At 70.1% G+C, this 26640-nt stretch carries 20 protein-coding genes; 5 read left to right on the top strand and 15 right to left on the bottom strand.

Annotated features, from left to right (window positions below; translation table 11 throughout):
• Positions 1-127 precede the first annotated feature (127 nt).
• The 4 genes from AB0J33_RS03800 to AB0J33_RS03785 all read left to right on the top strand — a co-directional run bounded on the left by AB0J33_RS03800 (position 128) and on the right by AB0J33_RS03785 (position 5967).
• Entirely contained in the window at positions 128-1885 is a 1758-nt protein-coding gene (locus tag AB0J33_RS03800; protein ID WP_363609501.1) for a hypothetical protein, read from the top strand.
• A 997-nt stretch (positions 1886-2882) separates the two neighbouring features.
• On the top strand, positions 2883-3773 hold the full coding sequence (locus AB0J33_RS03795; protein WP_363609499.1) for a hypothetical protein: 891 nt from the start codon (positions 2883-2885) through the stop codon (positions 3771-3773).
• Between the two features lie 2 nt (positions 3774-3775).
• Positions 3776-4645, top strand: a complete 870-nt coding sequence (locus AB0J33_RS03790) for a hypothetical protein (RefSeq protein ID WP_363609497.1) — start codon at positions 3776-3778, stop codon at positions 4643-4645.
• An 800-nt stretch (positions 4646-5445) separates the two neighbouring features.
• A complete protein-coding gene (locus AB0J33_RS03785) occupies positions 5446-5967 on the top strand; it encodes a hypothetical protein (RefSeq protein ID WP_363609495.1) in 522 nt (173 codons plus the stop codon).
• Between the two features lie 308 nt (positions 5968-6275).
• On the opposite strand, the gene AB0J33_RS03780 is transcribed toward AB0J33_RS03785, so the two are convergent.
• The 3 genes from AB0J33_RS03780 to AB0J33_RS03770 form a co-directional block, all read right to left on the bottom strand.
• The gene (locus AB0J33_RS03780; protein ID WP_363609493.1) at positions 6276-7250 is read right to left on the bottom strand and encodes an SDR family oxidoreductase; all 975 of its coding nucleotides are present in this window, start codon (positions 7248-7250) and stop codon (positions 6276-6278) included.
• A gap of 109 nt (positions 7251-7359) precedes the next feature.
• A complete protein-coding gene (locus tag AB0J33_RS03775) occupies positions 7360-8748 on the bottom strand; it encodes a glycoside hydrolase family 6 protein (RefSeq protein ID WP_363609491.1) in 1389 nt (462 codons plus the stop codon).
• Between the two features lie 204 nt (positions 8749-8952).
• On the bottom strand, positions 8953-10347 hold the full coding sequence (locus AB0J33_RS03770) for a PLP-dependent aminotransferase family protein (RefSeq protein ID WP_363609488.1): 1395 nt from the start codon (positions 10345-10347) through the stop codon (positions 8953-8955).
• Between the two features lie 28 nt (positions 10348-10375).
• Between AB0J33_RS03770 and AB0J33_RS03765 the strand changes: the two genes are divergently transcribed.
• Complete coding sequence (locus tag AB0J33_RS03765; protein WP_363609486.1) at positions 10376-11299, top strand: DMT family transporter; 924 nt, start codon at positions 10376-10378, stop codon at positions 11297-11299.
• Between the two features lie 26 nt (positions 11300-11325).
• Here the strand turns inward: AB0J33_RS03765 and AB0J33_RS03760 are convergent, their stop codons facing one another.
• The 12 genes from AB0J33_RS03760 to AB0J33_RS03705 all read right to left on the bottom strand — a co-directional run bounded on the left by AB0J33_RS03760 (position 11326) and on the right by AB0J33_RS03705 (position 26594).
• Complete coding sequence (locus tag AB0J33_RS03760) at positions 11326-12303, bottom strand: carbohydrate kinase family protein (protein WP_363609484.1); 978 nt, start codon at positions 12301-12303, stop codon at positions 11326-11328.
• 14 nt (positions 12304-12317) lie between these two features.
• Entirely contained in the window at positions 12318-13763 is a 1446-nt protein-coding gene (gene ahcY / locus AB0J33_RS03755) for an adenosylhomocysteinase (RefSeq protein ID WP_363610214.1), read from the bottom strand.
• 442 nt (positions 13764-14205) lie between these two features.
• Positions 14206-14808 carry a hypothetical protein gene (locus AB0J33_RS03750; protein WP_363609482.1) on the bottom strand — a complete coding sequence of 201 codons (603 nt, stop codon included), beginning with the start codon at positions 14806-14808 and terminating at the stop codon, positions 14206-14208.
• Positions 14805-15665, bottom strand: a complete 861-nt coding sequence (locus AB0J33_RS03745) for an ATP-binding cassette domain-containing protein (protein WP_363609480.1) — start codon at positions 15663-15665, stop codon at positions 14805-14807. The genes AB0J33_RS03750 and AB0J33_RS03745 overlap by 4 nt, the downstream gene beginning before the upstream one ends.
• 270 nt (positions 15666-15935) lie before the next feature.
• Complete coding sequence (locus tag AB0J33_RS03740) at positions 15936-17225, bottom strand: cellulose binding domain-containing protein (RefSeq protein WP_363609478.1); 1290 nt, start codon at positions 17223-17225, stop codon at positions 15936-15938.
• Between the two features lie 329 nt (positions 17226-17554).
• A complete protein-coding gene (locus AB0J33_RS03735) occupies positions 17555-18697 on the bottom strand; it encodes an alanine racemase (protein WP_363609476.1) in 1143 nt (380 codons plus the stop codon).
• Complete coding sequence (locus tag AB0J33_RS03730) at positions 18694-20292, bottom strand: IucA/IucC family protein (RefSeq protein ID WP_363609474.1); 1599 nt, start codon at positions 20290-20292, stop codon at positions 18694-18696. The genes AB0J33_RS03735 and AB0J33_RS03730 overlap by 4 nt, the downstream gene beginning before the upstream one ends.
• The gene (locus tag AB0J33_RS03725; protein ID WP_363609472.1) at positions 20289-21917 is read right to left on the bottom strand and encodes an IucA/IucC family protein; all 1629 of its coding nucleotides are present in this window, start codon (positions 21915-21917) and stop codon (positions 20289-20291) included. The genes AB0J33_RS03730 and AB0J33_RS03725 overlap by 4 nt, the downstream gene beginning before the upstream one ends.
• Positions 21914-23083 (bottom strand): siderophore biosynthesis protein, encoded by a 1170-nt coding sequence (locus AB0J33_RS03720; protein WP_363609470.1) that lies wholly within the window; start codon positions 23081-23083, stop codon positions 21914-21916. The genes AB0J33_RS03725 and AB0J33_RS03720 overlap by 4 nt, the downstream gene beginning before the upstream one ends.
• A 48-nt stretch (positions 23084-23131) precedes the next feature.
• Entirely contained in the window at positions 23132-24631 is a 1500-nt protein-coding gene (locus AB0J33_RS03715; RefSeq protein ID WP_363609468.1) for an MFS transporter, read from the bottom strand.
• A complete protein-coding gene (locus tag AB0J33_RS03710; protein WP_363609466.1) occupies positions 24628-25887 on the bottom strand; it encodes an MFS transporter in 1260 nt (419 codons plus the stop codon). The genes AB0J33_RS03715 and AB0J33_RS03710 overlap by 4 nt, the downstream gene beginning before the upstream one ends.
• Positions 25884-26594 carry a siderophore-interacting protein gene (locus tag AB0J33_RS03705; RefSeq protein ID WP_363609464.1) on the bottom strand — a complete coding sequence of 237 codons (711 nt, stop codon included), beginning with the start codon at positions 26592-26594 and terminating at the stop codon, positions 25884-25886. Before AB0J33_RS03705 ends, AB0J33_RS03710 begins: the two co-directional genes overlap by 4 nt.
• Between the last annotated feature and the right edge of the window lie 46 nt (positions 26595-26640).

Genomic DNA, 26640 nt, shown 5'->3' with positions numbered 1-26640 from the left:
AGGATCGCCGGCCCCCTTTCTCGCTCTGGGTCGCAATGGTGACAGGAAGTGTTCGAACGCTCACATACGCTCCGGTCGAACACTCGCGGTGAAGGTCACGGCGGGGTCGGGACGAGGAGTGTGGGCCATGCAGGCGGACCGTACGGCTGGGCAGTTGCGCTACGACCAGACGGTGACGATCAAGGCGCTGCCGCGGCCGAAGGAGGAACCGACCCGGCCAACCGACAGCGAGAACCGAGTCTGCGGCGATGACCTGGTCTCGGCGTTGGACCGGCAGGTGTACAAGACGCCACTGTTCATGATCGAAACCTGGGCGCTGGGGCAGCAGCAGGCGTTCGGTCAGCAAGGCCCAGCAATCGCGATCGAGAAGTCGTACCGCAAGTGGGAGGGCACCGCGCACCTGGAGATCGAGTCGCCGGCGTTGCTGTCAAACGAGGGCCTGAAGCTGCACTTCAGCGTGACGGGCAACCCGCGGTACATGGCTCAGCCCCAGGACCTGATCCCGATCTACCTGGAGACGCCGACCGCGGACCCGAAGAAGCCGGGCGAGCGGCAGCTGTTGGTGGTGGTGATCGAGCCGACGTGGGATTACAACCACTGGGAGATCCGGGTCGAGTACACGCTGCAGCAGCTGGCCACGATTCTCAAAATCAATCCGAGCGGCCCAGTGACCACTCAAATGATCATTCAGCGGTACCGCGAGCTGGGTCTGCGTGCGCAGTGGCTCGGCGTGGCCGACCAGCAGCAGGTCCAGGTCAACGGGGTACGCCACGAGAGCGGCGGACTGGATCAGAAGGGGGGCTCCGGCAAGCTGCGGCTGGTCCCGTACACCCTGCCGGAGCTGGCCGGCACCGAAAACCAGCGCAACACGTCCTGGAACATGAGCGAGAAGCTCAACACCAGCCGCCCAGTCTTCAACACCTTCCAGGAGATCCTGCAGGGCGGCAAGGAGATGATGACCACCCTGGAGTGCGAGGCGGAGTACAGGCTCGCCCGCGCGAGCGACCTCGACCAGGTCATCATCGCCATGAACAAGCTGCACGACGACGAAGGGATGCAGAAGCGGCTGGGCATACTCAAAATGACCGGCGAGCAGAAGGTGTACGAGGACACCTACTTCGACCTGCCCAGCCCATGCGATCTGCTGGCCAACCGGATCGTGCTGCGCCGACGGCACCGCAGCAGCGACGCCGGGGGCACGTACCTGTTCGCGCTCAAGGGCAAGACGCACCAGGACGGCGAAGGCCGACGGCTGCGCCTGGCGGCGCAGTGCCAGCTGAAGAGCAGCGCCCTGACGACAACGACCGGTCGGGCCTTGCTGCGACGGTTCCTCACGGACGACTCGGCCGACAACGCGGTGGGCCGTACGATGCTGCACGGGCTGGACCACGTGAAGCCCGTGATCAATCGCCTGAAGCAGGAGGACATCGTCTCGGCCTTGACGGTCGTGTCGAACCGGGACACGTTCACGATGACGCTGGCTAACGGCACACAGATCGACTTCAGCGCGGACAAGGCCACCGGCCAGCTCGGCAACGGGCGTTCGGCGACCGTGTACAGCTTCGAGTTCGGGGTGGGCCACCCGGCCCTTACCCAGGCCGCGACGACCGGAGGCCCGACCACTGGAGGGGACGGCGACACGACCAAAAAGGTCTCGGTCAAAGACCGGATCGGCCAGTTTGAGGGCGCCGAGCCGCAGATCGTACGGCCGTACCACGTGCCCGCCGACCTGGTGAACCCGGCCGTGTTCAAGCAGCCCGACTACCAGCAGTTCGTCACACTGCTGCACGCCGTCGTCACCGGCGTGTTCCAGCTCGACATCAAGCATCTCGAACTGGGCGGCAACAAGGCCCACGACCTTGCGAAGCTTCTCGGTCTCATCTAACTTGATCTTCAATCTTCTGCGGTTCTGTAAGGGCCCTGACCGATCCGGCTGCACGACCTGCGGCACGGCGCCGCGTCCCTCGCCCACAGCATCGGGCGAACCTCAATTTCAGCACCAACTGGGCCGCTCCTGGATCGACACCACCGCGGACCGGCCCACGGCCTCGTACTCGTCCCTGGACAGTTGATCCCGGCAGGTTGGCTGCTCGGCGCAACGCCGAGCCAGCTATCTGGCGTGTTGGGGTTGGTCGACCGAGCGCATTCAGCAGATCCGCCGCGAGCAGACCGAACGCCCGCGAGAGCGCCGGGCGCAACGAGCAGCCGACGGTCAGTGCGAGTGAGCGGCGTCGACGGCACAGCATGTCCGATGGGGACCGCGCCCGAGTGGGCGTGGTCTCCTGGGGTCTCCGGTCGGTGCTCGGGAGCTGACCGGGTCAGTCGGGTGCGGGGATTGCCGCGATCAGGCTGAACGCGGTGTGAGTTGGGTGGCCCACGGCCAGTTGGCCGGGATGCGGAGCCGGCGGCGGCGTTGGCAGTGGGTCAGGCGGGCGGCGTTGTACGGCAGGCGGTAGCCAGTTGTTTCGGCTCGTCGATGGCGAGGTCGCCTTCGAAGGTATGGATTTGCAGCCGGGCACCGAGCCCGATCGGGCTCGGTGCCCGGCGCTTTCCTGACTGACCGAATGGTCGCCGGGATCCTCTTTGTCGACAGCCGGTTCGCTGTTGTGAAGGATCAATACAATGCGGGGCGCGTCATCCTAATTGCGATCTTGAGGTGATCACGCGTGCCATCTTCTGTGCCTGAGCCCTCGCCAGGTCGACGTACGCCGCAGAGTCAGGCCGCACAGGCCAGTCCAACAAAGCGTGAGTCCGAGGACCGAGAACAGGAGTCGCGGCCATCGGTTCGGCGACGTTCGGGGGCACAGGAACCAGGTTCCGCTGCGGAGCAGGCACGGTCCCCTGACGAGTCACGCCCGCCCGCCTCCGAGCACGCGCACTCCGTGCCCGACGAGCAGCAGGACGGCGTGCAGCCACGTTCCTCACGACGGACCCTTCTCCTGAGCCTGGGGGCCGCTGCGGCGAGTGGGCTGATTGGCGCGGTGATCGCCGAGGGAGTCAGTCGGTTCACCTCTCCAGGGCAGGCGGTACGCGACGATCATGCGGTCGATCAGGCGAAGCGGGAGCTGGCTCGGCAGAAGGCCCCGATCTCCGCCAATGCCTACTACTACGACCGTTCGGACGATGCCAGGTTGTGGCTGTTTTCGCAGCCGCTCGGCACCGAGCAACGTGGACGGCTACTGGCTCGTGGGCCCGACAGCTACCGCTTGCCCGACGAGATGCTGCGGACCGGGAATGGCATCTTCGCCATACTGGGGAACTCACCTGAACACCCGAACCGGCTGTTCACCCGGATCCGGTTGTCCCTGGTCGGCCAGTGGGCCGAGCCCGTGTTCGTCACCCAGATCCGGGCCAAGGTGTCACGGCGGGACCAACCACCTGCGGGTGCGTGCCTGTTTCACGGCTCTCAGGGCGGAGGTGAACCCCTGGAGATCGGCTTCGACCTGGACGAGCCCGACAGCGTCGCCCGGATCCGTGAGCGCGGCGGCGCGGACCTCGGCGTGGCGTACGTGGACCGCCATTCGATCACCCTGTCACCCGGCGAGCCGATGAGCATCGACGTGCAGGCCCAGACGGAACAGTCGTACTGCGAGTGGGTGGTTGAACTGGACCTGGCCCTCGGCGGCGAGAAACGGGTCATCACGGTCGACGACAACGGCCAGCCGTTCCGCAGCACCAGCCTGGCGGACCATTACCAGGACCGCTACTACATGCACATCACCAACGGTTGGACCCCGGACGGCGCCGGCCCGTTCGCCTTCCGGGTGAATTGACCATGAACCGCCGCCTACGCCAATTCCTCGCTGTCTGGGTGCTGCCCGCGGTGTTGGTCTTCACCGCCGTGTACACGCTGCGAGCGCACCGCGATCACCTACAGAATTCTCCACCATCCGTCACAGGAAACCCTCCGTCCACCAAGGCCCTTCCATCCGGCGATGCCACGGCGATCGATCCCGGCCGCCTGCTAGACCTGACCGCTCCGATCAGCGGGTACGCCGGTGCCGAACCGACCTTGCTCGTCACTGAGGAAGCCGCGAGAACGAGCCCTCCGGAGTACATACGAGACTGCGTTCGATTCATGGAGTGGGCACAGCAGCAGGGCGGCATGCCGGTCAACATCAACCCGGTGCACCTGTTGTCGCTGACCGCGCACGACCGCGTGGACGTCGAGGTCGTCCAAGTCGAGGCGACCTACGTCAGAGACGTCGACCCTCCTGACCAGGAACACACCTGGGTGGAGTTGAGCTGCCGCGACGCGGCACCGAGGAAATCCACCTCTCCCACCAACGAACCGGCATCAGACGGAACCGACCGAAGGTCGTACCCCCTCAATGCCGGGCAGACCGCCGAACGTCTAATCGATGTTGACAAGGTGCAGGCACCCGACCCGGGCAAGCTGGGCTGGCACGACCCGTTCGAGTACTATCTGCGGGTGGAGTTGCTCGTCGACGGCAAGCCACAGGTCCATCAACTGGCGAATGGCAGCACCAACTTCCGATGCTGTGGACGCTCCACATTCATGGGATACCAGTCCGCCGGCTACGAATGGACGCTCACACCGACCCGCGCGCTGCGATACTGCGCCGAACTACGCTACTCCGAACAGCCCCGACCCCGCACCTGCACACCGTGGCCACCCGACTGACCGCGAAGACGCGACTGCGGATCCGCGCGATTGCATACCTACACTGTCGGCGAATCTGGCGCCAATGGTGTCTGTCCGCGACATCGCATCATGCGAAGTCGGGATAAGGGAACCGGGGCACGCCATACCCGCGCGAGGGCTCGTTAGCCCGAGATGATCCTGGATCTCGTTCGTTAGACGGGCATGGCCCGTGGAGACTTGAGCAGCGCCGACCTGGCTGTGCTGGAGCCGTTGCTTCCGGGCGCACGCCGGGTCCCGTAGCTGGCGGTGCCGGGGGCGCGCGAGGCGGCGGGCGAGGTGTCGCTGCGGCTGCGCGACGGCCGGGAACTGCCCGTCCGCCGTTGAGACCCTGCCGCCTATGACGCAATCACGGCCAGGGCGCGTGGAAGCGCTGCGCTCGCGACGCATAGCTGCCGCCGCGGACATCGCCGCGGTCCCGGGCCATCGTTTCCTTCTTCGAACAGAGTGACGTCGCCGCCTCAACCTGAAATCGTGACCCGCCATGCCCTTTCCGATCGCCCGTCGATGGCGCGACGTGGAGGCTGCACAGCCGTACCAGGTTGGGGTATTCACAGGCTCTAAGCTGTGCGTGAATCAGATGTCCTCTTACCGGAGCTCCCGTCCTGTGCCGGCACCAACTTCCCCCAACCAGGCCCACCACGTCAAAGAAGCCTGAAGGTCCGTAGTTGCTGGTTCGCACTCACGGCAAGGAGGCGTCCATTCGTGCGAAACAGTTCCGAACAGATCCGAACACCTCGATGCCTTGCGTACCCAGACGACCCCGGGTTGAGTCAACCAGCATGAAACGAATACTTGCTGTAGTCGCAGTCATCCTCGCCGTCCTCGTGGGAGCACAGGGCCCGGCTTTGGCCGCGGATTTCGCGAAACCCTTCGAGGATGACACGGGCACCGTCACCTCCGGAAGCGGCGGCGATAGCTGTTCAGAAACCTGGGCCATCACCCCAGTCGCCGGATATGTTCTGAGAGGCAAAGGCTGCTTCACCAAAAATGGCGACATCTGGCGCATCCAAGACGCGTTCCCGGATGGCACCCAAACTTTTGTCTACTGGGAGAACTGGCTCTTGTCCGGCGACGGGCCGGGAGCCCAGTGGAAGCCCTACCGATATGGCGAGTGCAGCAACAGCTCGGGCTCCGACACCTGGGCCAGGTGCAACAAGGATTACTACGAGTCATCCAGTACCAACTTCTACGGCGGTAAGGGAAGCAGAATTCGCTTCCAAACCTGCCGACGGGTCCCCGCGGACAACGTATGCAGCCCCGCGAGCATCGAGGCCGCGCCATGGATCAACAACAACGGCTGACCCAATGCCGCTCAGCTAAAGAGCGAGTGTCAGATAAAGTGTGTAGGGCCTGGTCCTGAGCGAGAATGACTCAGCCATCTTCTGACGTGGCGCGCCGCCGGTCCTTCGACCGGCGGCGCTCAGATCGCTGACACTCTTCGTCATCGGCCGGCGGCACCACCGGCATCTTCGGAACTTCGATGAGATAGCTCAGCGCGCAGTTGATGTCTGTAGCTCGGCTGCAACGGGTGCGCTTGCAGCACGCCGCACCATCGGCATCGGCATCCCCGGGGCGCGCGCTCGATCGGTTCGGAGCGCTTCGTACCTGCTCACGCGAAGGTGTGGTGGCCCGCCTTGATCACCTGGTCGTACTCAGTGCGACGGGCCTCGTAGGCGGGCTCCAGGAACGCCTCCGCATCGGGTCCGATCGGCAGCCGCAGCGGCGGCGAGTCCATCTGACCGAGCCGCCAGACCACGTCGGCGAAGAGTTCGGGGGAGTTGAATTCCGGCCTGGTGTTCATGCCGCGTAGCGCGCCGAGCATGACCTCGTCGACCGGCGTGTATTCGGCGATACGGTGTTCCGGCATCACGAGGTTGGCGCTGTAACCGGTGGCGAAGCCGCCCGGCTGGAGGATGGTCACCTTCACCCCGAGGGGCCCGGCCTCGGCGGCCAGCGACTCGGCCGCACCCTCCACCGCGAACTTGCTCGCGGTGTAGGCGGCGAGGCCCGGGAAGGGAACCACGCCGGCGATCGAACTGACGAAGATGGCGTGCCCGTGGTGCTGCGCCCGCCATATCGGCAGTACCGCGCGGGTGAGTCGCCAGGGCCCGAACACGTTGGTGTCGAACTGTGCGGCGAGTTGCGCGTCGGAAACTTCCTCGAAGGTGCCGAACTGTCCGTAGGCCGCATTGTTGACCAGGACGTCGATGCCGCCGAAGGCGTCCACCGCCCGCTCGACGGCTGCCGCGCACTGCGCGGGATCGCGTACGTCCAGGGCGGCGACCACCATGTTGCCCGGATGCCGCGCCACCAGTCCGTCAAGCGTTTCCGGCCGGCGGGCCGTTGCCACCACCTGTTCACCCTCGGCGGCGAGCCGGGCTGCGAGAGCCAGGCCGAGTCCGCTCGAACACCCTGTGATCAACCAACGCTTCGTCATGCCCTCGACCCGTCCTGTCCACTGTGTCATCTGGCGATTGCAGAGTGTCAGGAGCGGCGTGCGAGGTACAGAGGTCGGGACCGTCGACAACCGGACGCGTCGGGTATCCGGCTTCACCCGCGTCACCACTGACGCGTCGCGCGGCATTGGGGGCGTCCAGGCCGAGGCCGCGCTCGCGGTAGACGCCAACGAGGCCGGGACGGGGACGGCCCGGCGCGGAGTGGTCCTCCGCGCCGGGCCGCAGTGTCGGGTGGGATCAGCCGACGCAGGTGGCCATCACGCCGGGGCCGGTGCCGGTGCCCTGGAAGCCGAAGGTGGTCGACTGCCGGCCGAGGATCCGCCCGTTGTAGCTCACGTTGGTGAACTGGACGGTGCCGCTGGTGCCGCTGGCCTGGGCGTTCCAGGTGCCGGTGACCGCGGCACCGCTGGGCAGCACGATGGTTACGGTCCAGCCGTTGATGTCCGACTTGCCGGCGGTGACCGTCACGCTGGCGGTGAAGCCGCCGGCCCACTGGTTGACCGCCACCGACGCGTAGCAGCCGTCACCGGCCGGCGGCGTGGTGTTCGGCGGCGGAGTGGTCGGCGGGGGCGTGGTCGGGGGCGTGGTGGTCGGCGGGGTCGTGGTCGGCGGCGGCGTCGTCGGCGGGGTGGTGGTGGGCGGGTTCGGCGCGCCGTTGGCCAGGCTGAAGGCCAGGTCGGGCTGGAACGAACCGGCCGTGTAGCGGCAGCCGTCCGCCTCACCCGGCGGCTTCACCCAGAGGTACGCGTCGATGTTGCTGTCGCCGGTGTTGGTCGTCGGGTACATGCCGATGCGTCGGTCGGTGTTGTCGTCGCCGCACCAGTCTCCGCTGGCGCCGCCGTTGCGGCTGGTGTCGATGACCTGACGCTTGCCGGTGATGCCCATGCCGTTGAGGGCGGAGAGGACGTTGCGGCCGAAGTTCGCCTCGTTGGAGGTGGAGTTGTAGTTCGACACGTTGGTGAAGAAACCGTCGGCGTACTGCACGCCGGCCGCCCGGAGCCGGTTGGCCGTCTCACCCGCACTGTTCCAGGTGGAGTGGCCGCCGTCGAGGTACACCTTGGCGTTGGGGTTGGCCGACTTGATGGTCTGGGTGGCCGTCGTGAGCGCCTGGTTGCGGGCGTTGATCTCACTGCTGCTCAGGCAGGTCTGCAGGGCTAGCGAGTCGGTTTCCAGGATGATGATGACGGTCTGGTTGCCCAGTCCCCTGGCGAAGTTGGACACCCACGTCTGGTACTGGTTGAGGTCCGGTGCCCCGCCGGCGCTGGCGCCACCGCAGTCCCGGTTGGTGATCTCGTACACCGCCAGCACCGGGATCTGCTGGGCCGCGTTGGCGGCGCCGATGAACCCGGAGACCTCGGACTGCACGGTCGACGGGTTGAAGTTGGCGAACCAGCGGGCCTGCGGCTGACTGGCGATCTTGTCGCGGATGACGGCGGTGCGCGAGTCGCCGGGGTTGGCGGCGACCCAGCGGACGACGGCCGAGCTCGGGTCGCGGTAGAGCGATCCGGACAGCGTGCCGGCGGAGGCGCTGCCGACGGCGAGGCTGACGCCGACGGCGGCGGCGCCCGCGACGACCGCCACGCTGATGGCCGCCGATCTACGGCGGAGCGAGGAGAGGGTAGCCACGACGTGTTGCCTCCAGATCACATAGATGTGTCTAAGTTCATGGGAGCGTTTCCATGGACGGTAGCGGAGGCGCGGACCGCTGCCAAGATGTGAACACCCGTCGATGGGTCAGCGGTCCCACGTCTGCGCGTCGCAGCAGCCGCTGCCGTCGGCCTTGACGACGGGCTACACCGATCCGGATCGCGACCCGCGCGACGCCGGACGCTACGGCCGGTGGAGCGCGACGGCGAGCCGGCGGACCGCCTCGTCCATCAGCTCCGCCGGGGCAGCCGCGTAGGTGAGGCGCAGGTGCGGCGCCGGAGCCTCCGCCGCGTACCAGGGTCGGCCGGGGAAGACGACGACGCCGTTGGCGGCGGCCGCGGCGGCCGACGCCACGTCGTCCGCGCCCTCGGGCAGCCGGACCCACAGGTGCAATCCGCCGCGAGGAATGACCTGCGGGGTCAGCGACGGCAGGTGCCGCGCGAGCGCGGACAGCAGCGCCTCGCGCCGGGAGCGCAGCTCGTTCCGCAGGGCCCGACGATGCCGGGCCCAGGCAGGTGCGGTGACGAAGTCCAGCGTCGCCTGCTGAAGCGGCCCGGTGACGAAGAAGTCGTCCAACAGCCGGGCAGCCCGCAGTCGGGTGCCGGCCGGGCCCCGCGCACCGATCGCGGCGACCCGCAGGCCGGGTGCGGCGGACTTGGTCAGCGAGCGCAGGTAGATGACGTGTCCGTCCGGGTCGTCGGCGGCCAGCGGCGGCGGAGGATCGCCGTCGATGGTCAGGTCGCGGGCGTAGTCGTCCTCGATCAGGAACGCCCCGGCGTCACGGACCGCGGCGGCGACAGCCGCTCGACGTTGGACGGCGAGCGTGGCGCCGTGCGGGTTGGCGTAGAGCGGCTGACAGTAGAACAACCGCGCGCCGGTGCGCGCGAACGCGACGGCGAGCTGGTCAGGGCGCACGCCGTCGGCGTCGGCGGGTACGGGTACCAGCCGCAACCCCGCCGCGCGGGCGGCGGCCAGCGCGCCCAGATAGGTCGGGGACTCCACGAGCAGGGTGTCGCCGGGGGCGGTCAGCGCACGCAGCGTCGACGACAGCGCGGCCTGCCCACCCGAGCAGATCACCATGTCGTCGGGGCGCAGCCCCGCCCCGGCCTCGCGGGCGAACCAGGCGCGCAGATCCGCGCGCCCCTCGGTCGGTCCGCGCTCCCAGGAAGCCGGCTGCCGGGCCGCGCGGGCCAACGCCGCACCGAGCGCGGCGGCGGGCTGGAGGTTCGGCTCCAGGTAACCACCGGACAGCGCAATGGCACCCGCTGGCGGTATCGCCAGTAACGCCTGCATCTCCTCCTCGCCGGGCCGACGGGGGCCCAGCGCCACCGTCTGCCAGGACAGGTCCGGTGTGTCACGCCGGCCCGGCCGACTGATTACGAACGTGCCCCGGCCCGATCGGGTCTCGATGAGCCCCTGCGCAACGAGCTGCCGGATTGCCGCGGTCACCGTCACCGGGGAGGCGTGGTGACGGGCAGTCAACTCACGCACCGAAGGCAGGCGCGTGCCGGGTGCCGCCACGTCCACCAGGCGTCGAAGATCTTGAACGACGGGATCCACAGCGTTACTGTTTCCCATGACGGTACAGAGTAGCGCTACTCCTTCGGTGACGGTAACAGCGGGACGAGGCCCCGGCCTCGCCCTCGGCACGCTCGGAGTGCTCGCCTTCAGCATGTCGCTGCCCGCCACCCGCGTCGCGGTGCAGGATCTCGACCCCTGGTTCGTCGCCTTCGGCCGGGCCGTCGGCGCGGCGCTCCTGGCGTACGCGTACCTGCGGTTCACCGGTGCGCCGCGACCCACCCGTGGGCAGTGGCGACGGCTCTCGGTCGTCGCGATCGGTGTCGTCGTCGGCTTTCCCCTGTTCACCTCCCTCGCGCTCACCACGCAGACCTCCGCGCACGGGGCGGTCGTCATCACCGTGCTGCCCGCCATGACGGCCGTCTTCGCGGTACTGCGGTCGAACGAGCGCCCGCCACCGTTGTTCTGGATCGCCAGCGTCGCCGGGCTGCTGTCGGTGCTCGCGTTCCTCGCCGCCAGCGGCGCGGTGCACGGCGCGCTGTCGGTGGCCGACCTGTTCCTGCTGGTGGCGGTCGTGCTCTGCGGCCTCGGGTACGCCGAGGGCGGGGTGCTCGCCCGTGAGCTCGGCGGCGCCCGGACGATCTGCTGGGCGTTGCTGCTCTCCCTGCCCGCCACGGTGCCCATCACGGCCGTGGCCGCCGTCGCGAGTCCCCCACGGGCGGACGCCGTCGTCTGGTCGGCGTTCGGCTATCTCACCGTCGTCTCGATGTTCCTCGGCTTCTTCGCCTGGTACGCGGGCCTCGCCCGGGGCGGCATCGCCAGGGTCGGCCAGATCCAGCTCGCCCAGCCGGTGCTGACCCTGATCTGGTCGGCGCTGCTGCTCGCCGAGACCGTCACACCCGCCTCGGTCGTGGCAGCGGTGGTGGTGCTGGCGTGCGTCCTGCTGATCCAACGCACCCGGGCCGGCGCTCAGGTGAGCGGGGCCGCGTCGGTGACCCACCCCGGTCGCTGACCGTCACGACCGGGGTGCCGGCCCGGTCAGACCCGGGCCAGCCCCAGCGTGCGCACATCGACCGCGACGTCGGGGCCGTAGGACTCGACGATGCGGCGCTCGAACACCTCGGCGTCGACCGTGTACTCCTGCGGGCCCTCCACCTCCAGCACGTGCGCCGCCAGGACGCAGCCCACCTGTGCCGCGCGCTCGATGGGCAGGCCGGCGGCGAGCGCGGCGAAGAAACCGGCCCGGAAGCCGTCGCCGACACCGGTCGGGTCGACGATGCGGCCCACCTTCGCCGCCGGGACCAGGAAGTCGCCGTCCTGCCCGGTGATCCGTACCCCGTTGGCGCCCAGGGTCACGACCCGCACGCCCACGCGGCGCAGGATGTCGTCTTCGCTCAGCCCGGTCTTCGACTCCAGCAGCGCCGCCTCGTATTCGTTTGTCAACAGGTAGCGAGCACCGGTGATCATCGCCTTGATGTCGGCCGACGGCATCCGGGCCAGCTGCTGCGACGGGTCGGCGGCGAAGGGCAGGCCCAGTCGGCGGCAGGCGGCGGCCCGGGCGAGCATCGTTTCCGGGTTCTCCGCGGCGACGATGACGAGCCCGAGCCCGCCCGCGCGCGCGGCGACACCGTCGAGGCTGATCCGGTCCGGTTCGCCCATCGCGCCGGGGTAGAACGACGCGATCTGGCAGAGGTCGGTGTCGGTGGTGCAGATGAACCGGGCGGTGTGTGCCACGGAGCTGACCTGCACCTCCGAGCAGTCGACCCCGTTGCGCTCCAGCCAGCTGCGGTAGTCGCCGAAGTCGCCGCCGACCGCGCCGAGCAGCACCGGCCGGTGCCCGAGTTGGGCGAGCCCGAAGGCGATGTTGGCCGCGACCCCGCCACGCCGGACGACGAGGTCGTCGACGAGGAACGAGAGCGAGACGGTGTCGAGGCTGCCGGCGATGAGCTGCTCGGCGAACCGGCCCGGGAAACGCATCAGATGGTCGGTCGCGATCGAGCCAGAAACGGCGATCATGCGGGACGGCCCTCTCAGTAGCGGTAGTGGTCGGGCTTGTAGGGCCCTTCGACCGGGACGCCGAGGTAGTTGGCCTGCTCCTTGGTCAGTTCGGTGAGATGGACACCCAGCGCGGCGAGGTGGAGTCGGGCCACCTTCTCGTCCAGGTGTTTGGGGAGGGTGTGGACGCCGACCGGGTACTGGTCGGTGCTGGTGAACAGCTCGATCTGCGCGATGGTCTGGTTGGCGAAGCTGTTGGACATCACGAAGCTCGGATGTCCGGTGGCGTTGCCCAGGTTCAGCAGTCGGCCCTCGGACAGCACGATGATCGAGTGGCCGTCCGCGAACCGCCACTCGTCCACCTGCGGCTTCACGGTGATCCGCTCGACGTCATCGCGTTTCGCGAGGCCGGCCATGTCGATCTCGTTGTCGAAGTGACCGATGTTGCCGACGATCGCCTGGTGCTTCATCCGCGCCATGTGCTCATTGGTGATCACGCTGAAGCAGCCCGTCGCGGTCACGAAGATGTCCGCGGTCTCGACCACCTCGTCGATCGTCGCGACCTGGTAGCCGTCCATCGCCGCCTGGAGGGCGCAGATCGGATCCACCTCGGTCACGATCACCCGCGCCCCCTGACCACGCAGACTCTCCGCGCAGCCCTTACCGACGTCGCCGTAGCCGAACACGACGGCGACCTTCCCCCCGATCAGCACATCGGTGGCCCGGTTGATCCCGTCGATCAGCGAGTGCCGGCAGCCGTACTTGTTGTCGAACTTGCTCTTGGTCACCGAGTCGTTCACGTTGATCGCCGGGAACAGCAGGTGTCCCGCCTGCTGCATCTCGTACAGCCGGTGCACGCCGGTGGTGGTCTCCTCGGTGACACCCTTGATCCCGGCGGCGACCCGCGTCCAGCGGCGGTCGTCCTCCCGCAGCGACTGGGTCAGGACGCCGAGGATGACCGCGTACTCCTCCGAGTCCGCGCTCTCCGGTGACGGCACCGCCCCGATCGCCTCGAACTCGGCACCCTTGTGCACGAGCAGCGTGGCGTCACCACCATCGTCGAGGATCATGTTCGGGCCCTGCCCGTCCGGCCAGAGCAGCACCTGCTGGGTGCACCACCAGTACTCGTCGAGGGACTCGCCCTTCCACGCGTAGACCGGGACACCCGCCGGGGCGTCCGGAGTGCCGGTCGGGCCGACCACGATCGCCGCCGCCGCGTGATCCTGGGTCGAGAAGATGTTGCAGGACGCCCACCGGACCTGCGCGCCGAGCGCCACCAGCGTCTCGATCAACACCGCTGTCTGAATCGTCATGTGCAACGAGCCGGTGATCCGCGCGCCCTTCAACGGCTGCCGTGAGGCGTTCTCCCGGCGAATCGCCATCAAACCCGGCATCTCATGCTCGGCCAGCTCGATCTCCTTACGCCCGAAGGCCGCCAACGACAGATCCGCCACCTTGAAATCACTGAAATTGCCAGTCATGTCCGCACCCTCCCCCCACAAGCATCGAGGACCGTTGGAGTCCCGTTCAACGGTTTCCGTGCTCTGCACACCGGGCCACCGCGGGCCCGGGGTGCAGTGCGCGGGCCAGGATGTAGGAGAAGAGCGGGTGTTGGAATCGAGGCCGAGGCCGTACCCGGCGAGCTTCGGGAAGTTGAAGCTGCCGAGTGCCGGCGCGCCGACGTACGAGGCGATCCGCTGGCCGGACGGGATGCCGAAGGTGAGCTGACGCAGCAGGTCACGGCCGAGCAGGTTGGCCGACGGCGAGCGGGACGGCGGCGGGGGCAACGGGAACCCGAACAGCGGCGTCGAGTTGTGCGGTTGACCGGGCTGGCCGGTCGCGGCTGGCTGTGCGAGCACCGCCGCTCGGCGTGGGCCGGGCCGGGCCGGGCTTGCCGCGAACCCGCCGTGGTTGCCGATCGGGCTAGTCGCCCGTCAGGTCACGCCCGATGCTGAGGCTTGCCACGACGAAGGCCAGGCTGGCCCACAGGGAGGCGATCAGCAGGCCGCGGGTGTCGCCGGCACCGGCGCTGATGAGCGACGTGAACGGCAGTGGCAGCTTCAACCTGCCGATCAGACCCTCGACGAAGACGAACCAGCCCGCACTGCCGAGCAGGAGCCACGTCGAGCGCCGGATGACGGACGCGCAGGAGGCAGCGAGGATCGCCACGATCGGCGCCACCGTCAGCAGGTCCTCGTACGGCCCTGACTCACCCCTGATCAGCACGGCGAGGCCACTTGTGGCGACGAAGGCGGTGGCCACGACGATGGCCGCCACCAGCTGTCCCCCGAGCACCACCATCCGCCTGGGTTGCGCGAGGTAGAGCAGGAAGGCTGTGCGGTGCTGGTAGTGCTGCGCCACCACCATCGCGGCGAACCCGAACGCGCCCATGCCGGCCAACAGGGCCCAGGCGTCGATGTTCACCGCACCGAGGAGCAGGCCCAGCAGGACGAGCACGGCCAACGAGACTGCGCTCGACCGGATGGTCACGGTGCGGTAGAGGTCGCTGCGGAGGATGGCGATCATCGGGCGGCCGCCATGGTCAGGAAGATCTGCTCCAGGTCCGGTGGGTCGACTGTCAGTTCGTGCAGCGGCACCCGCGCCTGGAAGGCGATCTCGCCGACGTCCTCGGACGTCAGGCCCACCACCTCCAGGACATCACCATTCCTGGTCACCCGCCCGCCGGCGCTCTCCAACACCTGCCACAACCGCCGCTGATCCCGGCTGCGGATCCGCAGCCGGGAGGCCACGTTGTCGTACAGGCTGGCGAGCGGGGCCTCGCACGTGACCCGCCCCTTGACGATGATCACGACGTCGTCGATGAGATGGGCCAGCTCAGCCAGCAGATGGCTCGACAGCAGGACCGTGCCTCCCCGGTTGGCGTGGTTGCGCAGCAGAGCGCGAATCCACGCCACACCCTCGGGGTCGAGGCCGTTCGCCGGCTCGTCCAGCACCAGTACCGGTGGGTTACACAGCAGGGCGGTGGCAACCGCCAGCCGCTGCCGCATGCCCAGCGAGTACTGGCCGGTGCGCTGATCCGCCGCCTCCGCGAGATCAACCTCGTCGAGCAGTGCGTCGACCCGTGACCGGCTTGCACCGACGATGAGCGCCTGGGAGATCAGATGCGCCCGACCGGACTGACCGGGGTGGCTGATTCCCTGTTCGAGGACGGTGCCGACCTCCTTCGACGGGTGCCTCAGGTCGCGCAACCGCCGGTGATTGATGCGTGCCTCACCGGAAGTCGGACGTGTCAGCCCGAGCAGCATCCGGAGGGTCGTCGTCTTGCCGGACCCGTTGAGCCCGAGGAAGCCGGTGACCCGACCGGGCCGCGCCGCAAAGCTGACCTGGTCCACCACGTTCAGGTGGCCATAGGACTTCGTCAATCCAAGTACTTGTATCATCGCAGGTGATGGCCTTCGTGAAGGGTCAATGGGCCTGTTGGCTCAACTCGCAGACCAGCTGCCCGGCACCTCCCCACGGTCGTCAGCGGCGCTCATTCTCCGCAATGCCGCAACGGCCTGCTCGGTGCGGCGATCAAGCATCTCTTCTACACGAAGCAACCCTCCCGGATCCATGACGATCTCACGTCGCGCGGCACCCGCGACACCAGTGGGCCCGGAGCCGGTCGGCTCCGGGCCCACGTCGCGCCCCGGTCAGGGGCTGGTGCAGGTAACGTTGCTGGGTGCGGTGGCGCCGTTGCCGGTGGCGGTGAACCCGAACGTGGTCGACGCGTTCGGGCCCACAGTGCCGTTGTAGGCGGCGTTCCGGACGGTGACGCTGCCGGTGGTGCCCGTGTTGACACCGCTCCACAGGCTGCTAATCGCCTGGCCACTGGCCAGGGTCAGGCCCACGGTCCAGCCGTTCAGGGACGCGGTGGAGTTGTTGGCCACGGTCACCTCACCCTGGAAGCCACCGGGCCAGGTGTTGAGCGTCCGGTAGGTGGCGGCGCAGGTGCCCGGTTCACCGGTCGGCGGCGGAGTGGTGGGCGGCGGGTCGGTCGGCGGCGGGTCGGCGGGGGGCGGGGTGGTCGGTGGCGTGGTCGACTCGAACTGGCTGAAGAACCGCCAAATCTCGCCCGAGGTCCAGGTCCGCGAGTCGTTGGGGCTGCCCGAGCCGTCGACGGGGCTCGGGGTGTGATCACCGTCGAACGCCGCCCACTGCACCGGGTAGCCGGCTCGGCAGCCCGAGTAGGCGGTGGTGATGTGGGTGAGGCTGCCCCGACTCGGCTCGCGCGGGCTCTGCGCGGTACAGCCGTTGTTCCGCACGAAGGTGTCGCGCAACTGCCGGCCCTGGGAGATGTTCAGCACGCTGTCGTAGATGCCGTGGATGCCGAAGTAGGCGACGGGCTGGGTGCCACCGTTGCAACCGCTGAGGTTGGCGCCGGACAGCACGGTGACCGCGCGGATGATCGTGGGCCGGGCGCAGGCCACCGCGTAGCTCATGGCCCCGCCGTAGCTCCAACCCAGGGCGAAGCGCTGGGTGGTGTCCACGCAGAGGTCGTTCTCGATCTGCTGGCGGATGTCGTCGAAGAGGGTCAGGTCCCGACCGTTGGTGTTGGCCCAGCCTGCGTTGAGGCCCTGCGGGGCGACGAAGATCGTGCTGTTGTTCGACAACGGCTGAAGCCCGTAGTAGCCGGCCGAGGTGACGTTGTTGGCCGAGCCGTTCAACCAGTGGAAGCCGAAGATCAGTCGGTAGGGGCGGTTGCGGTCGTACCCGTCCGGGACCCTCAGGTTGTAGGTACGACTCTGTCCGCTGCTCTGAATCGTCCGCGTCCCGCTGGTCAGCGTGGGGGCCTTGCCGCAGCCGGCGGTCGCCGCGAGGGTGCCGTTGCCGGCGGCCGCCGCAGTGGCACCGAAGCCGCCGGTCAGCGCGCCGCCGGTGGTGGCCGCGAGAAGGAGCGCCGCGGCCGCGATGGATGGGAGAAAGAACCTACGTCTCAGCATTGCTTGGGCTCCTTGCCGTTCGGCGTCTGGTGCGCGTGGCTCGACAGCGGCACAGGGGCGTGCGGCTGCCACCCGTCGGCGCTGCGGCTGCCTGCGGTGGGGCGTCGGAGCTGGGCATGCGGCCGGAGCGTTGCGGTCCGGCGACCAACCATGGTCGCCTGGCATCGACGGGGCCCGGACTGGTCACCGACCGGGAAGCGGCGGGAGGGGCGGACCCTCGGCACGCCTCGCCGACTGGCTCAGGTGACCGGGAGCGTGCCCTTCACTCCCGAGGTGAAAGATAGCATGTTATCGATAACATGCTGAACCGCCCGCACGCCGAGAAGTCATCACCCGGGCGGCCGTTCCGCCCATTCCGCAGCGATCTCGGCCGGGTCACCGGTACGGAACAGTGGCGGCTCGTGCAGCAGGAAGTCGCGGTGGCTGATGTTCCAGGCGTACGCCCCGGCCATGCCGAAGGCCAGCACGTCACCCACCCCGATCGGCCCGGCGGTGGCCGACCGGGACAGCACGTCCTTGGGAGTGCACAGCTGCCCGACCACGGTGACCGGCCCGCCGTCGGTGCGAGGGCCGTCGGCACCGCGTCGTCGGTGCACGGTGAACGGCTGCGCGTGCCCCTTCGCCGCCGGCGTCCGCAGGTGGTGTGTCCCGCCAGCCACCACCACGAACCATTCGCCGTAGGAGCGCTTCACGTCGATGACCTCGGTGAGGTACGCCCCGCAGTAGGCGGTGACCGACCGTCCCGGCTCGATGCGCAGCCGCACGTCCGGGTACGTGTCCAGGACGTCCGCCAGGGCTCGGCCGTAGCCCGCCCAGTCGAATCGGGCGGCCGGGTCGGTGTAGTCGACGGTCATGCCGCCGCCGACGTCTACCTCGGACGCGCCGACCTCGGCGACCGCCCAGCGGAGCACGGCGGCGGCGACGGTCGCGGCCAGCGGCGCGTCCAGCCCGCTGGCCAGGTGGGCGTGGACCCCGCGTACGTCGATGCCGGCGGGCGGGCGGCGGGCGCACGCGATCGCGTCGGCCGGGTCCATGCCGAACGGGCTGGGCCCACCGCCCATGACCAGGCTCGCCCCCGGGGCGTCGACCGGCAGGTTGACGCGCAGCAGCACCGGCGCCGACCTGCCGGCGGCGGTGGCCAGCGCGCCGAGCCGGGCAAGCTCGGTGGGTGACTCGACGTGGATGCGGTGCACCCCGGCGGCGAGAGCGGCGGCGAGATCCGCGTCGGTCTTGCCCGGCCCGGCGTACGCGGCCGGCGCCCGTCCCGGCAGCACCTCGGCGAGCCTGCGCAGCTCGCCCTGACTCGCGGCCTCGAACCCGTCGACGACCGGGGCGAGGGTCCGCAGCACAGCGGGTTCCGGGTTGGCCTTGACCGCGTACAACAGCTCGACCGGTCGGGGCAGCGCCGCCCGGATGACGCGGGCCTGCGCGGCCAGCGCGTCGAGGTCGTGGACGTAGACCGGCCGGGTCACCGTGGCCCACCCATCGGGTTGGGCACCGACACGAAGGGCGCCGCCCGATCGGCGTCGCGCCGCCACCGGACCAGCAGGTTCGCCTTGGCCAGCAGCGGCTCGCCGTCCAGCAACGCGCGCAACTGGGGTGGATCACCGAGGTCGGCGGCCACCGCCTCGATGACGACTCGCAGCTCCTGCCACAGCCGTCGTTCGATTCCCGGCCGCGCGTCGGCGAGGGCCGCGCTGATGCCGCCGAGGTGGTTGACGAACAGGCAGTAGACGATCCGACGGTGGGCGGCCCGGGGACCGTAGCGGACCTGCGCCGGGACGCCGTCCGGCCAGGTGTCCCACCGATCGCCGTCCAGCTTCACCCCCTCCAGGTCGCGCAGCAGCATGCGTACCGGGTGGTGGTTCCGGTCGAGCACGACGACCACGTTCTGCAGGTGCGCCTCGTGCACGACGCCGTGGCCGAGCCAGCTGCCCAGCACCGCCGGCACCAGCAACCCGACGTACGCCCGCCACCAGGTGACCGGATCCGGGGTCGCCAGGGGCGCGGCGGCCAGCGCCGCCGCCAGCACCGGAGTGTCCCCGGGACGCAGGTGCGGGCGCAGACCGGTGCGCAGGATCGTCCCGTACGCCTCGTCGGGGCCGGGGACGTCGACCGTGCGGTAGGCGGGCTCGGCGAGCAGCCCGACCCCGTCCGGCAGCGGCACCCGGGCCAGCAGGTCGGTCAGCGCCACCGCGCCGGTGAGTTCGTAGCGGGCGTTCTTGCGCAGGCAGTTGGTGATCCGCACGTGCAGGCTGGTCTTGACGAACAGGTCGGCCTCGGGGGCGTAGAGGGTGCGGACGCTCGCCGTCGGGCGGACCGGCACCCCGGCCGCCCCCAGTTCGCGCAGCCATGGGTGCGTGGGCGGGATCAGCGACAGTTGCCAGGGGTGCACCGGCAGGACGCGGTGCCCGGCCGGGGGTGGTGGCGGGTCGAGGGCGGCCAGCAGCGGATCGAACGGCCCGGCCTCGGCGATCAGGTCGTCCGGTACGGCGAGCCAGTGCAGCCGGAACGACGTGCGCAGCTCCGGCGCGTACGCCCGCCAGCTGTCCGGGTCGCCGCTGCGCCACTTCGGGGTGGGGTGGTGCGGGTGGCCGAAGACCAGCGACTGCTCGGAGTCGACGTACGCGTCGATGGCGGGTTCACCGGTGGGGGTCGGATCCTCGGCCGGCCGGTCGGCCAACAGTCGGGCCACGGTGTCCCGGCTGGCCCGGACCTGCTCGGTGAACTCGTCGTTCGCCAGCCCGGTACGAGCGGTGAGTTCCGCCGCCACCAGGGCGGCCAGCCGGTCCGCGTCCAGGTCCTCCCACCGGCCGTCATCGGTTCTCCGGCGCACCGGGCCGGTGTAGCGGTGCGCGCCGAGCGGCGAGGCTCGCGCGACCTCGCAGCACAGGGTGACGTCGAGGTGCCGCAGCAGCAGGCGGACCGCACCGTCGACCACGGCCGGGATGCCCTCCGGCGGGGCCAGCTCGCGCAGCAGGCAGCCGAAGACGGCATGGGCGGCGGCCAGGTCGGCGAGCTGACCGGTGTCGGTGGCCGGCCGGGAGCGCAGCTGCGCGCTCGTCATCGTGTCTCCCGCAGGTAGTTCGGGCCGGTACGCAGGTAGTACTTGTTGATGTCGGCGCAGCCGAGCCGCTGTTTGGGCAGCAGGGTGCCGGCGGTGAGCATCGCCTTGATGGGCAGCTGGGCGGCCCGCAGGACCCGCTCGGTGAAGGTGCGCGCCACGGGCCCGTCGCCCCACCGGTCGCGGGCGGCGACGAGCCGGGGCACCAGCGCCTCGGCGGGCGACGGCACGGGCAGCCCTCGGGCGGCCAGGGCGAGCAGGGGCGCGGTCGCGGCCAGGTGCAGGGTGATGGTGACGAACACGTCGGCAAGCTCCTGCGGGTCACGCGCCCACATCCGGTCGTCGTGCAGGACCAGCCCGCTCGGGCGGTGCTGCCGTGGGTCGAGCCGGGCGCCGTCGTTGTCCTTGTAGAGCAGGCCGACCGTGCCGTCCGGGTGCACCAGCAGCTGGATGTTCTGCGGGTGCGCCTCCAGGGCGATCCCGTGGCGCAGCCAGAGGAAGACGTGCCAGTCGAGCAGCAGGTCCAGGTAGGACTCCAGCAACGCGACGGGCCGCTGGCCGCCGATCCGTTCCAGGACCGTACCCGCGGCCGGGTCGGCGGCGGCGAGGGCCGCGACCGGCACGACGTGGACGCCGGCCAGGTCGCGGGGAAAGCGGCGGAGCAGGAAACCGCGCCGTTCGTCGCCGCCGACGTGCGCCCAGGTGCTCTCGTCCGCGTGTCGGATCCGAGCGGCGAAGGCGGGTTCGGCGGTGGCGATCCGGTCCAGCAGCGCGGCGACGGTCGCGCCGTCGGCGAGCGAGCCCGGTTGCAGGGTGCGCCGGTTGCGCGCGCCGAGGCTCGCGGTCGGCAGCGGCAGCTTGAGATGCAGGTACGGGTCGTGGTCGAGGGCCACCGTCCGCATGGACAGCGTGGGCCGCACCGGGGTCACCGGCAGGTCGAGCACCGGGAGCGCGTCGCGGGCCACGGTGATCGGATGGGCCGGCAGCAGCAGCTGACCCGGTCGCGGTGCGGGCGGCCACCACGACGGGAGCACACCCGCGAGCTGGACGTCCGCGGCGGGGGCGGCGTACCAGCGCAGCGCGAGACGCGGGGCGTGCTCCGGGGCGTACCGGAGCAGTTCGTCGTCGCGCATCCCGTGCCGGCACCGGTCGGTGGGATAGACCGGGTGGCCGTGGTGGGCGGCGAGCACGTCGTCCAGCAGCGCCGCCGGCAGGCCGGTCGGGGTGGTCGCGCGCTCGGCGGCCACCTCGGCGAACACCCGTGGCCGGTTCCGGGCGGCCAGTCGCCGGGCCCGCAGGTCGGCGCGGCACTCGGCGGCGAAGTCCCGCCAACCGGCCTCGGCCTCGGCGTTGTCCCGCGGGGCGAGCAGCGTCAACAACCCGTCCACCGTCTCCGTACGCTGGGTGTCGCCGTTGTCGAGCACCAGCAGCACCATCGGCGCGGCGCCGCGTAGGGCCTGCTGGAACCCGTCCGCCCGGACCGGAATGCGCAGCAGGCCGGCGGGGTGCGGCGCCTGCCACCAGTCGGGCCCGTCCGCTCGGCCGGCGCTGAGCAGACCGAGGTGGTCCTCGCGCAGGAGCGCGTCGAGCACCCGGGCGAAGACCTCCCGCTCGCAGTCGTCACTCACTCGACGATGGTCCACTGGAGGTCGCTGCGGAAGGCGGCCAGTGACCGCCGGACGGTCCCCTCGTCCGGGCCGATTCCGTGCAGCACGGCGAGGTAGTCCCGATTCGTGCCGGTGTGTGCGGCGGTGCGGCCCACCTCGCGCAGCGGATGGCAGCCCAGCCGGACCTCGCCGTGGACGGTGTCCAGCCGACCCGGTGCGGCGACGAGACGGCCGGACCGGTCCGCGCAGACGTACTCGACGTGGGCGTAGCGGTGGACGGCGTCGGGCAGGCCGAGGGCGGTCAGGGGCTCGCCGAGGTGCAGCCGGATGACGTACTCGAACAACGGCACACCGAGCAGGTCGGCGAGGATCAGGTCCATCCGGTCGCCGATGAGGCGGTAGTTCACCTCGATGAGCCGGACCCGACCGTCGGAGATGACGTACTCGGTGTGGCAGGCGCCGAAGCCGACCCCGAGCGCGTCGAGCCGCGCCCGCAACTCCTCGCTCGCCCGCTCGGTCGGGGGCGACCAGGCGAGACTCTCCTCGGTGAAGGTCGGTGGCGGGCCGAGACCGGTGCGCCAGCCGCCGAGGTAGGCCAGCGCCGTGCCGTCGCCGAGGGTCTCGAAGGTCCGCAGCTCGCCGTCGAGATACTCCTCGACCACCAGGGCCACGTCCGGCCGTCGGTCCCGGATCTCGGCGACCCGGGCGGCCAGTTCGGCGTGGTCGACCACCAGGTACGCGTCCTCGCTGGCCACGCCTGCCCGGGGTTTGACCACCGCCGGGAACATCCCGGCCGGCACCTCCGGCTCGGTACCCGGGTCGACGGTGATCGTGCGGACCAGATCGAGGCCGGCAGCCGCGATCACCCGACGGGCCGCGGCCTTGTCCTTGCAGAGACGGGCGGCGTCCGGGTCCTTGCCGGGCAGGCCGAGCTTTCGGGCGGCGATCGCGGTGGCCTCCTGGAGGTGGTCGCTGTTGGACAGTAGCGCCACCGGCCGGCTCGCTGCCGTCGCCGCGACCACCGCCGCGGGGTCGCGGACCGCGCATCGCGCCACCGGCACGTACGCCGGCCAGTCGGCCGGACGGTCGGTCAGCACGGTGGCCGACAGGCCGAGCGACGCCGCCGCCGGGAGGAGCCCCTCCAGGACGGCGTCGGTGGGGTTGAGCGCGGTGAGGTAGAGCCGCATACCGCCTCCGTCGACTACCGATGTCGTGATTAGGGTAGCCTACCCTTATTAGGCGGATATGGTGCGATCTGCCCGATGTAGCAGGCCGGCGGCCACCAGACCACCGATCAGCACCGCCGCCGCCCCCACCAGCTGCCCCGTCTCCAGCGCCGAGGCGAAGGCGACCGTCACGGCCTCCCGTTCGGCCCCTTCCCGAGCGGCGGCGAGGGCCACCGGAAACGATCCGGCGCCGGCCAGGGCCGCCGGCAACAGGGCCGCGAACCGGGCGTTCAGCACGGCGCCCAGCACCGCGATGCCGAGGCTGCTGCCGACCTCGGTCATGGTGCCGTCGACACCCGCGCCCGCGCCGGCCTTCGCCGCCGGAATCGCGCCCATCACCGCCTCGACGATGGCCGGATTGGCCAGCGCGCAACCGACGCCCATCACCAGCAGCCCGGCCAGCAGCACCCCGTAACCGTCGGACGGGACGAGGGTGACCAGCGCCAGACCAGCCGCGAGCAACATCATGCCGACCGCGATGGCGAGCGCCAGCCCGAGCCGACGGATCACGGCCGCGACGACCCCGCTGACGTTGAGCAGCACGATGGACAGCGCGAACGGGGCCATCCGCAGACCGGCCTCCCAGGCGGGATAGCCACGGACGAACTGGAGGTGCTGGGTGAGCAGGAACAGCGCGCCGGTGGCGCCGAAGGTGATCAGCACGACCCCGGAGATCGCGCCCACGAAGCGCCGATCCCGGAAGAAGCGCATGTCCAGCATCGGGTCCGCGATCCGTCGCTCCCACCGCACGAAGACCGCGAGCAGGAGTACGCCGACAGCCGCCCCGCCGAGCACCTCCATCGACGCCCACCCGCGCTCCGGCCCGGAGATGATCGCCCAGACGACCGCGGTCAGGCCGGCGGTGGAGAGCACGGCGCCGAGCACGTCGAGTCGGCCGCCGGCCGGTCCACGGGATTCCGGGACCAGCGCACGACCGACCAGCAGGCAGACCAGCACGATCGGCACGTTCATCAGGAAGATTGCGCCCCACGGCAGATGTGCGAGGATCGTGCCGCCGATCGGAGGCCCGACGGCGAAGCCCAGTGCGCTGGTGGCAGCCCAGATGCCGATCGCCCGGGACCGCTCGGCGGCGTCGAAGACCTGCATCGCCACCGCCAGCGTCGAGGTGACCAGCAGTGCGCCGCCGACGCCCATGCCGGCCCGAGCGGCGATCAGTTGCCCACTGCTCCCGGCCAGGCCGGCGGCCAGCGAACCGACCCCGAACAGGACGAGCCCGGCGAGCAGCATCCGGCGCCGGCCGTACCGGTCGGCCGCGCTGCCGGCGGTGAGCAGCAACCCGGAGAGCACCAACGCGTACGCGTTGATCATCCATTGCACCTCGGCGGTGCTGGCGCCCAACTCGGTGGTGAGCACCGGCACCGCAACGGTCAGCACGGTGTTGTCCAGCACCACGACGAGCTGCGCGAGGCACAGCACGGCCAGGATGAGCCACCGCTGGGGCAGTCGTGCCGATGTCGTGGTGTCGGCGGCCGGCGAAACCGTGGTCACGCCACCGCCCTGACGCCATCCACTGCCGGCTGCTCGGCCGGCGGGCCGGCGGCGGGACCGGGCTGCGGCGGGAACCGCCGCTGGTGGGCCAGGCCGAGAGCGACGCCGGCGGCCACCAGCACGATGGCCGCGACCGCGACCGCCGGGTAGCCGACCCGGTCGGCCGCCGCGAGGCCGACGGACGCCGCCACGAACGAGCAGACCAGGCCGAACGACGAAAGGACGGTGAAGTCGGTGCCGCCGGTGTCGGCCCGGGAGTAGTCCATGTTGACGGTGTAGAGGACCACGTTGGCGATGGTGTAGGCCACCATGAAGCAGCAGAGGGCGGCGACCGTCGCGCCCAGCGGGGCGCGGCCGTTCATCAGCGGCAGCAGCAGCACCGTCGACACCGTGAGGGTGACACCGCCGACCACGAGCACGCCCCCGCGCCCGAACCGCCCGATCCCGAGCCCCGCGACCAGACCCGCCACGATGGCCGGGGCGCTGGTCACCACGCCGGTGACGACGCCGATCCGACCCAGCGACCACCCGGCGTCGACCAGAGCCGGGGTGACCAGGGCGTACGCCATGCCCGCGCCGACGTAGACCAGCGGCACCACACCGAACGTCCACCAGCGGCAGCCCGGCTGGCCGAACACCGACAGCAGCGCCCGGTAGGCGGCCCCGACCCGCTCCACCCGATCGGTACGGGGAGGCTCCCGGAACCGCCACACCACGAGCAGGCCGACCGCCGTCATCGCGGCCAGCAGGCCGATCGCCGACGCCCAACCGAACTGGTCGTAGACCAGGACGCAGGCGCCGCCGCCGAGGAGGTTGCCGAGGTAGCTCGCCGCGACCTGGATGCCGTTGCCGGTTCCCCGGGCCGACTCGGCGAGCATCCGGACCGCGACAGCGTCCACGGCGATGTCCTGGGTGGCCGAGAAGAACACGTACGCGGCGCAGATCGCGATGATCGGGCCGAGCGCGTCGGCCGGGCGGGAGAACGGCAGCAACGCCAGCAGGGCGAGCACCAGGGCGCTCTGCAACACGAGCAGCCAGGAGCGGTAGTGGCCGCGGTGCCGTGAGCCGTACCGGTCGAGGATCGGGGCCCAGAGGAACTTGATGGGCCAGATCAGGCCGACGATCTGCAACAGCGCCAGCGTGTCCAGCGAGGTGCCGCCGTCACGCAGGATGGCGGTGAGCCCGACGGTGATGAAGCCGACGCCGAGGTACTGGGTGACGTACAGCGCGGTCAGGGTGCCGAGCCGGCCCTTCATGCCGCTTTCCAGTAGCCGAGCGAGGTCAACCGGTCCTTGTCGACGCCAAGCGTCTTGCGGATGTGTCGGGTGATGCCCCGGGTGGTGGCCGCCTCGCAGGCCACCCAGTAGTGGCCGGTGTCGCTGGTCGGCAGTGCGGCGCAGACCGTGTCGACCAGGTGTTGACCGGCGTCGCGTCGCGGCACCCAGGTGACGTGGTGGTGCGCCCGGGTCCGCAGCGCGAGCGCCTTCTCGCCCTCGTGGGCGTACTCCAGCCAGACCGTCGCCGGGATGTCGGCACCGGCGTCGAGCAGGCTGTTCACCGCGGGCAGCGAGGCCGCGTCGCCGACCAGGTAGAGGTGCTCGGGCGCGGGGTCGGGCAGCTCGAACGCGCTGCCCTGAACGGTCGCGCCGATGGTGTCGCCGACCTGGACCGTGGTGGCCCAACGGGCGGCGCAGCCGTCGTGGATGGCGAATTCGAGGGTGAAGCGGCCGGTGGCCGGGTCGGGGTCCACCAGCGTGTACGCGCGCTGGTGTGCCCGGCCATTGTCGTCGAACCACAGCCGGATCCACATCGTGGGGTGCACCCCGCACGTCTCCAGCAGGCCGCCCCCGTCCAGGAGGAGCCGCTGGTAGTGACCGTCGATCGACTCGGTGCTCAGCACGGTCAACCGAAAGTCCCGGCCTCCCATGGCCTTGAGGACCAGGGCCTCCCAGTTCCGTTTCACGCACCCCTCCAGGTAAGGTCATCCTTGGTTAGGGGAGGTTAACCTA

Origin of the sequence: Micromonospora sp. NPDC049645 (assembly GCF_040675155.1) — a bacterium.
Classification (GTDB): domain Bacteria; phylum Actinomycetota; class Actinomycetes; order Mycobacteriales; family Micromonosporaceae; genus Micromonospora.
Note: the sequence above shows the minus strand (reverse complement) of the source record. Positions and strands in the feature narration are given on the sequence as shown.

Excerpts from the sequence above, each read along its gene's own strand:
- AB0J33_RS03720 (WP_363609470.1), bottom strand. The coding sequence starts at position 23,083 with ATGCGGCTCTACCTCACCGCGCTCAACCCCACCGACGCCGTCCTGGAG.
- AB0J33_RS03730 (WP_363609474.1), bottom strand. The coding sequence starts at position 20,292 with ATGACGAGCGCGCAGCTGCGCTCCCGGCCGGCCACCGACACCGGTCAG.
- ahcY (WP_363610214.1), bottom strand. The coding sequence starts at position 13,763 with ATGACTGGCAATTTCAGTGATTTCAAGGTGGCGGATCTGTCGTTGGCG.
- AB0J33_RS03760 (WP_363609484.1), bottom strand. The coding sequence starts at position 12,303 with ATGATCGCCGTTTCTGGCTCGATCGCGACCGACCATCTGATGCGTTTC.
- AB0J33_RS03800 (WP_363609501.1), top strand. The coding sequence starts at position 128 with ATGCAGGCGGACCGTACGGCTGGGCAGTTGCGCTACGACCAGACGGTG.
- AB0J33_RS03785 (WP_363609495.1), top strand. The coding sequence starts at position 5,446 with ATGAAACGAATACTTGCTGTAGTCGCAGTCATCCTCGCCGTCCTCGTG.
- AB0J33_RS03740 (WP_363609478.1), bottom strand. The coding sequence starts at position 17,225 with ATGCTGAGACGTAGGTTCTTTCTCCCATCCATCGCGGCCGCGGCGCTC.
- AB0J33_RS03780 (WP_363609493.1), bottom strand. The coding sequence starts at position 7,250 with ATGCCGCGCGACGCGTCAGTGGTGACGCGGGTGAAGCCGGATACCCGA.
- AB0J33_RS03710 (WP_363609466.1), bottom strand. The coding sequence starts at position 25,887 with ATGAAGGGCCGGCTCGGCACCCTGACCGCGCTGTACGTCACCCAGTAC.
- AB0J33_RS03770 (WP_363609488.1), bottom strand. The coding sequence starts at position 10,347 with ATGGGAAACAGTAACGCTGTGGATCCCGTCGTTCAAGATCTTCGACGC.
- AB0J33_RS03790 (WP_363609497.1), top strand. The coding sequence starts at position 3,776 with ATGAACCGCCGCCTACGCCAATTCCTCGCTGTCTGGGTGCTGCCCGCG.
- AB0J33_RS03750 (WP_363609482.1), bottom strand. The coding sequence starts at position 14,808 with ATGATCGCCATCCTCCGCAGCGACCTCTACCGCACCGTGACCATCCGG.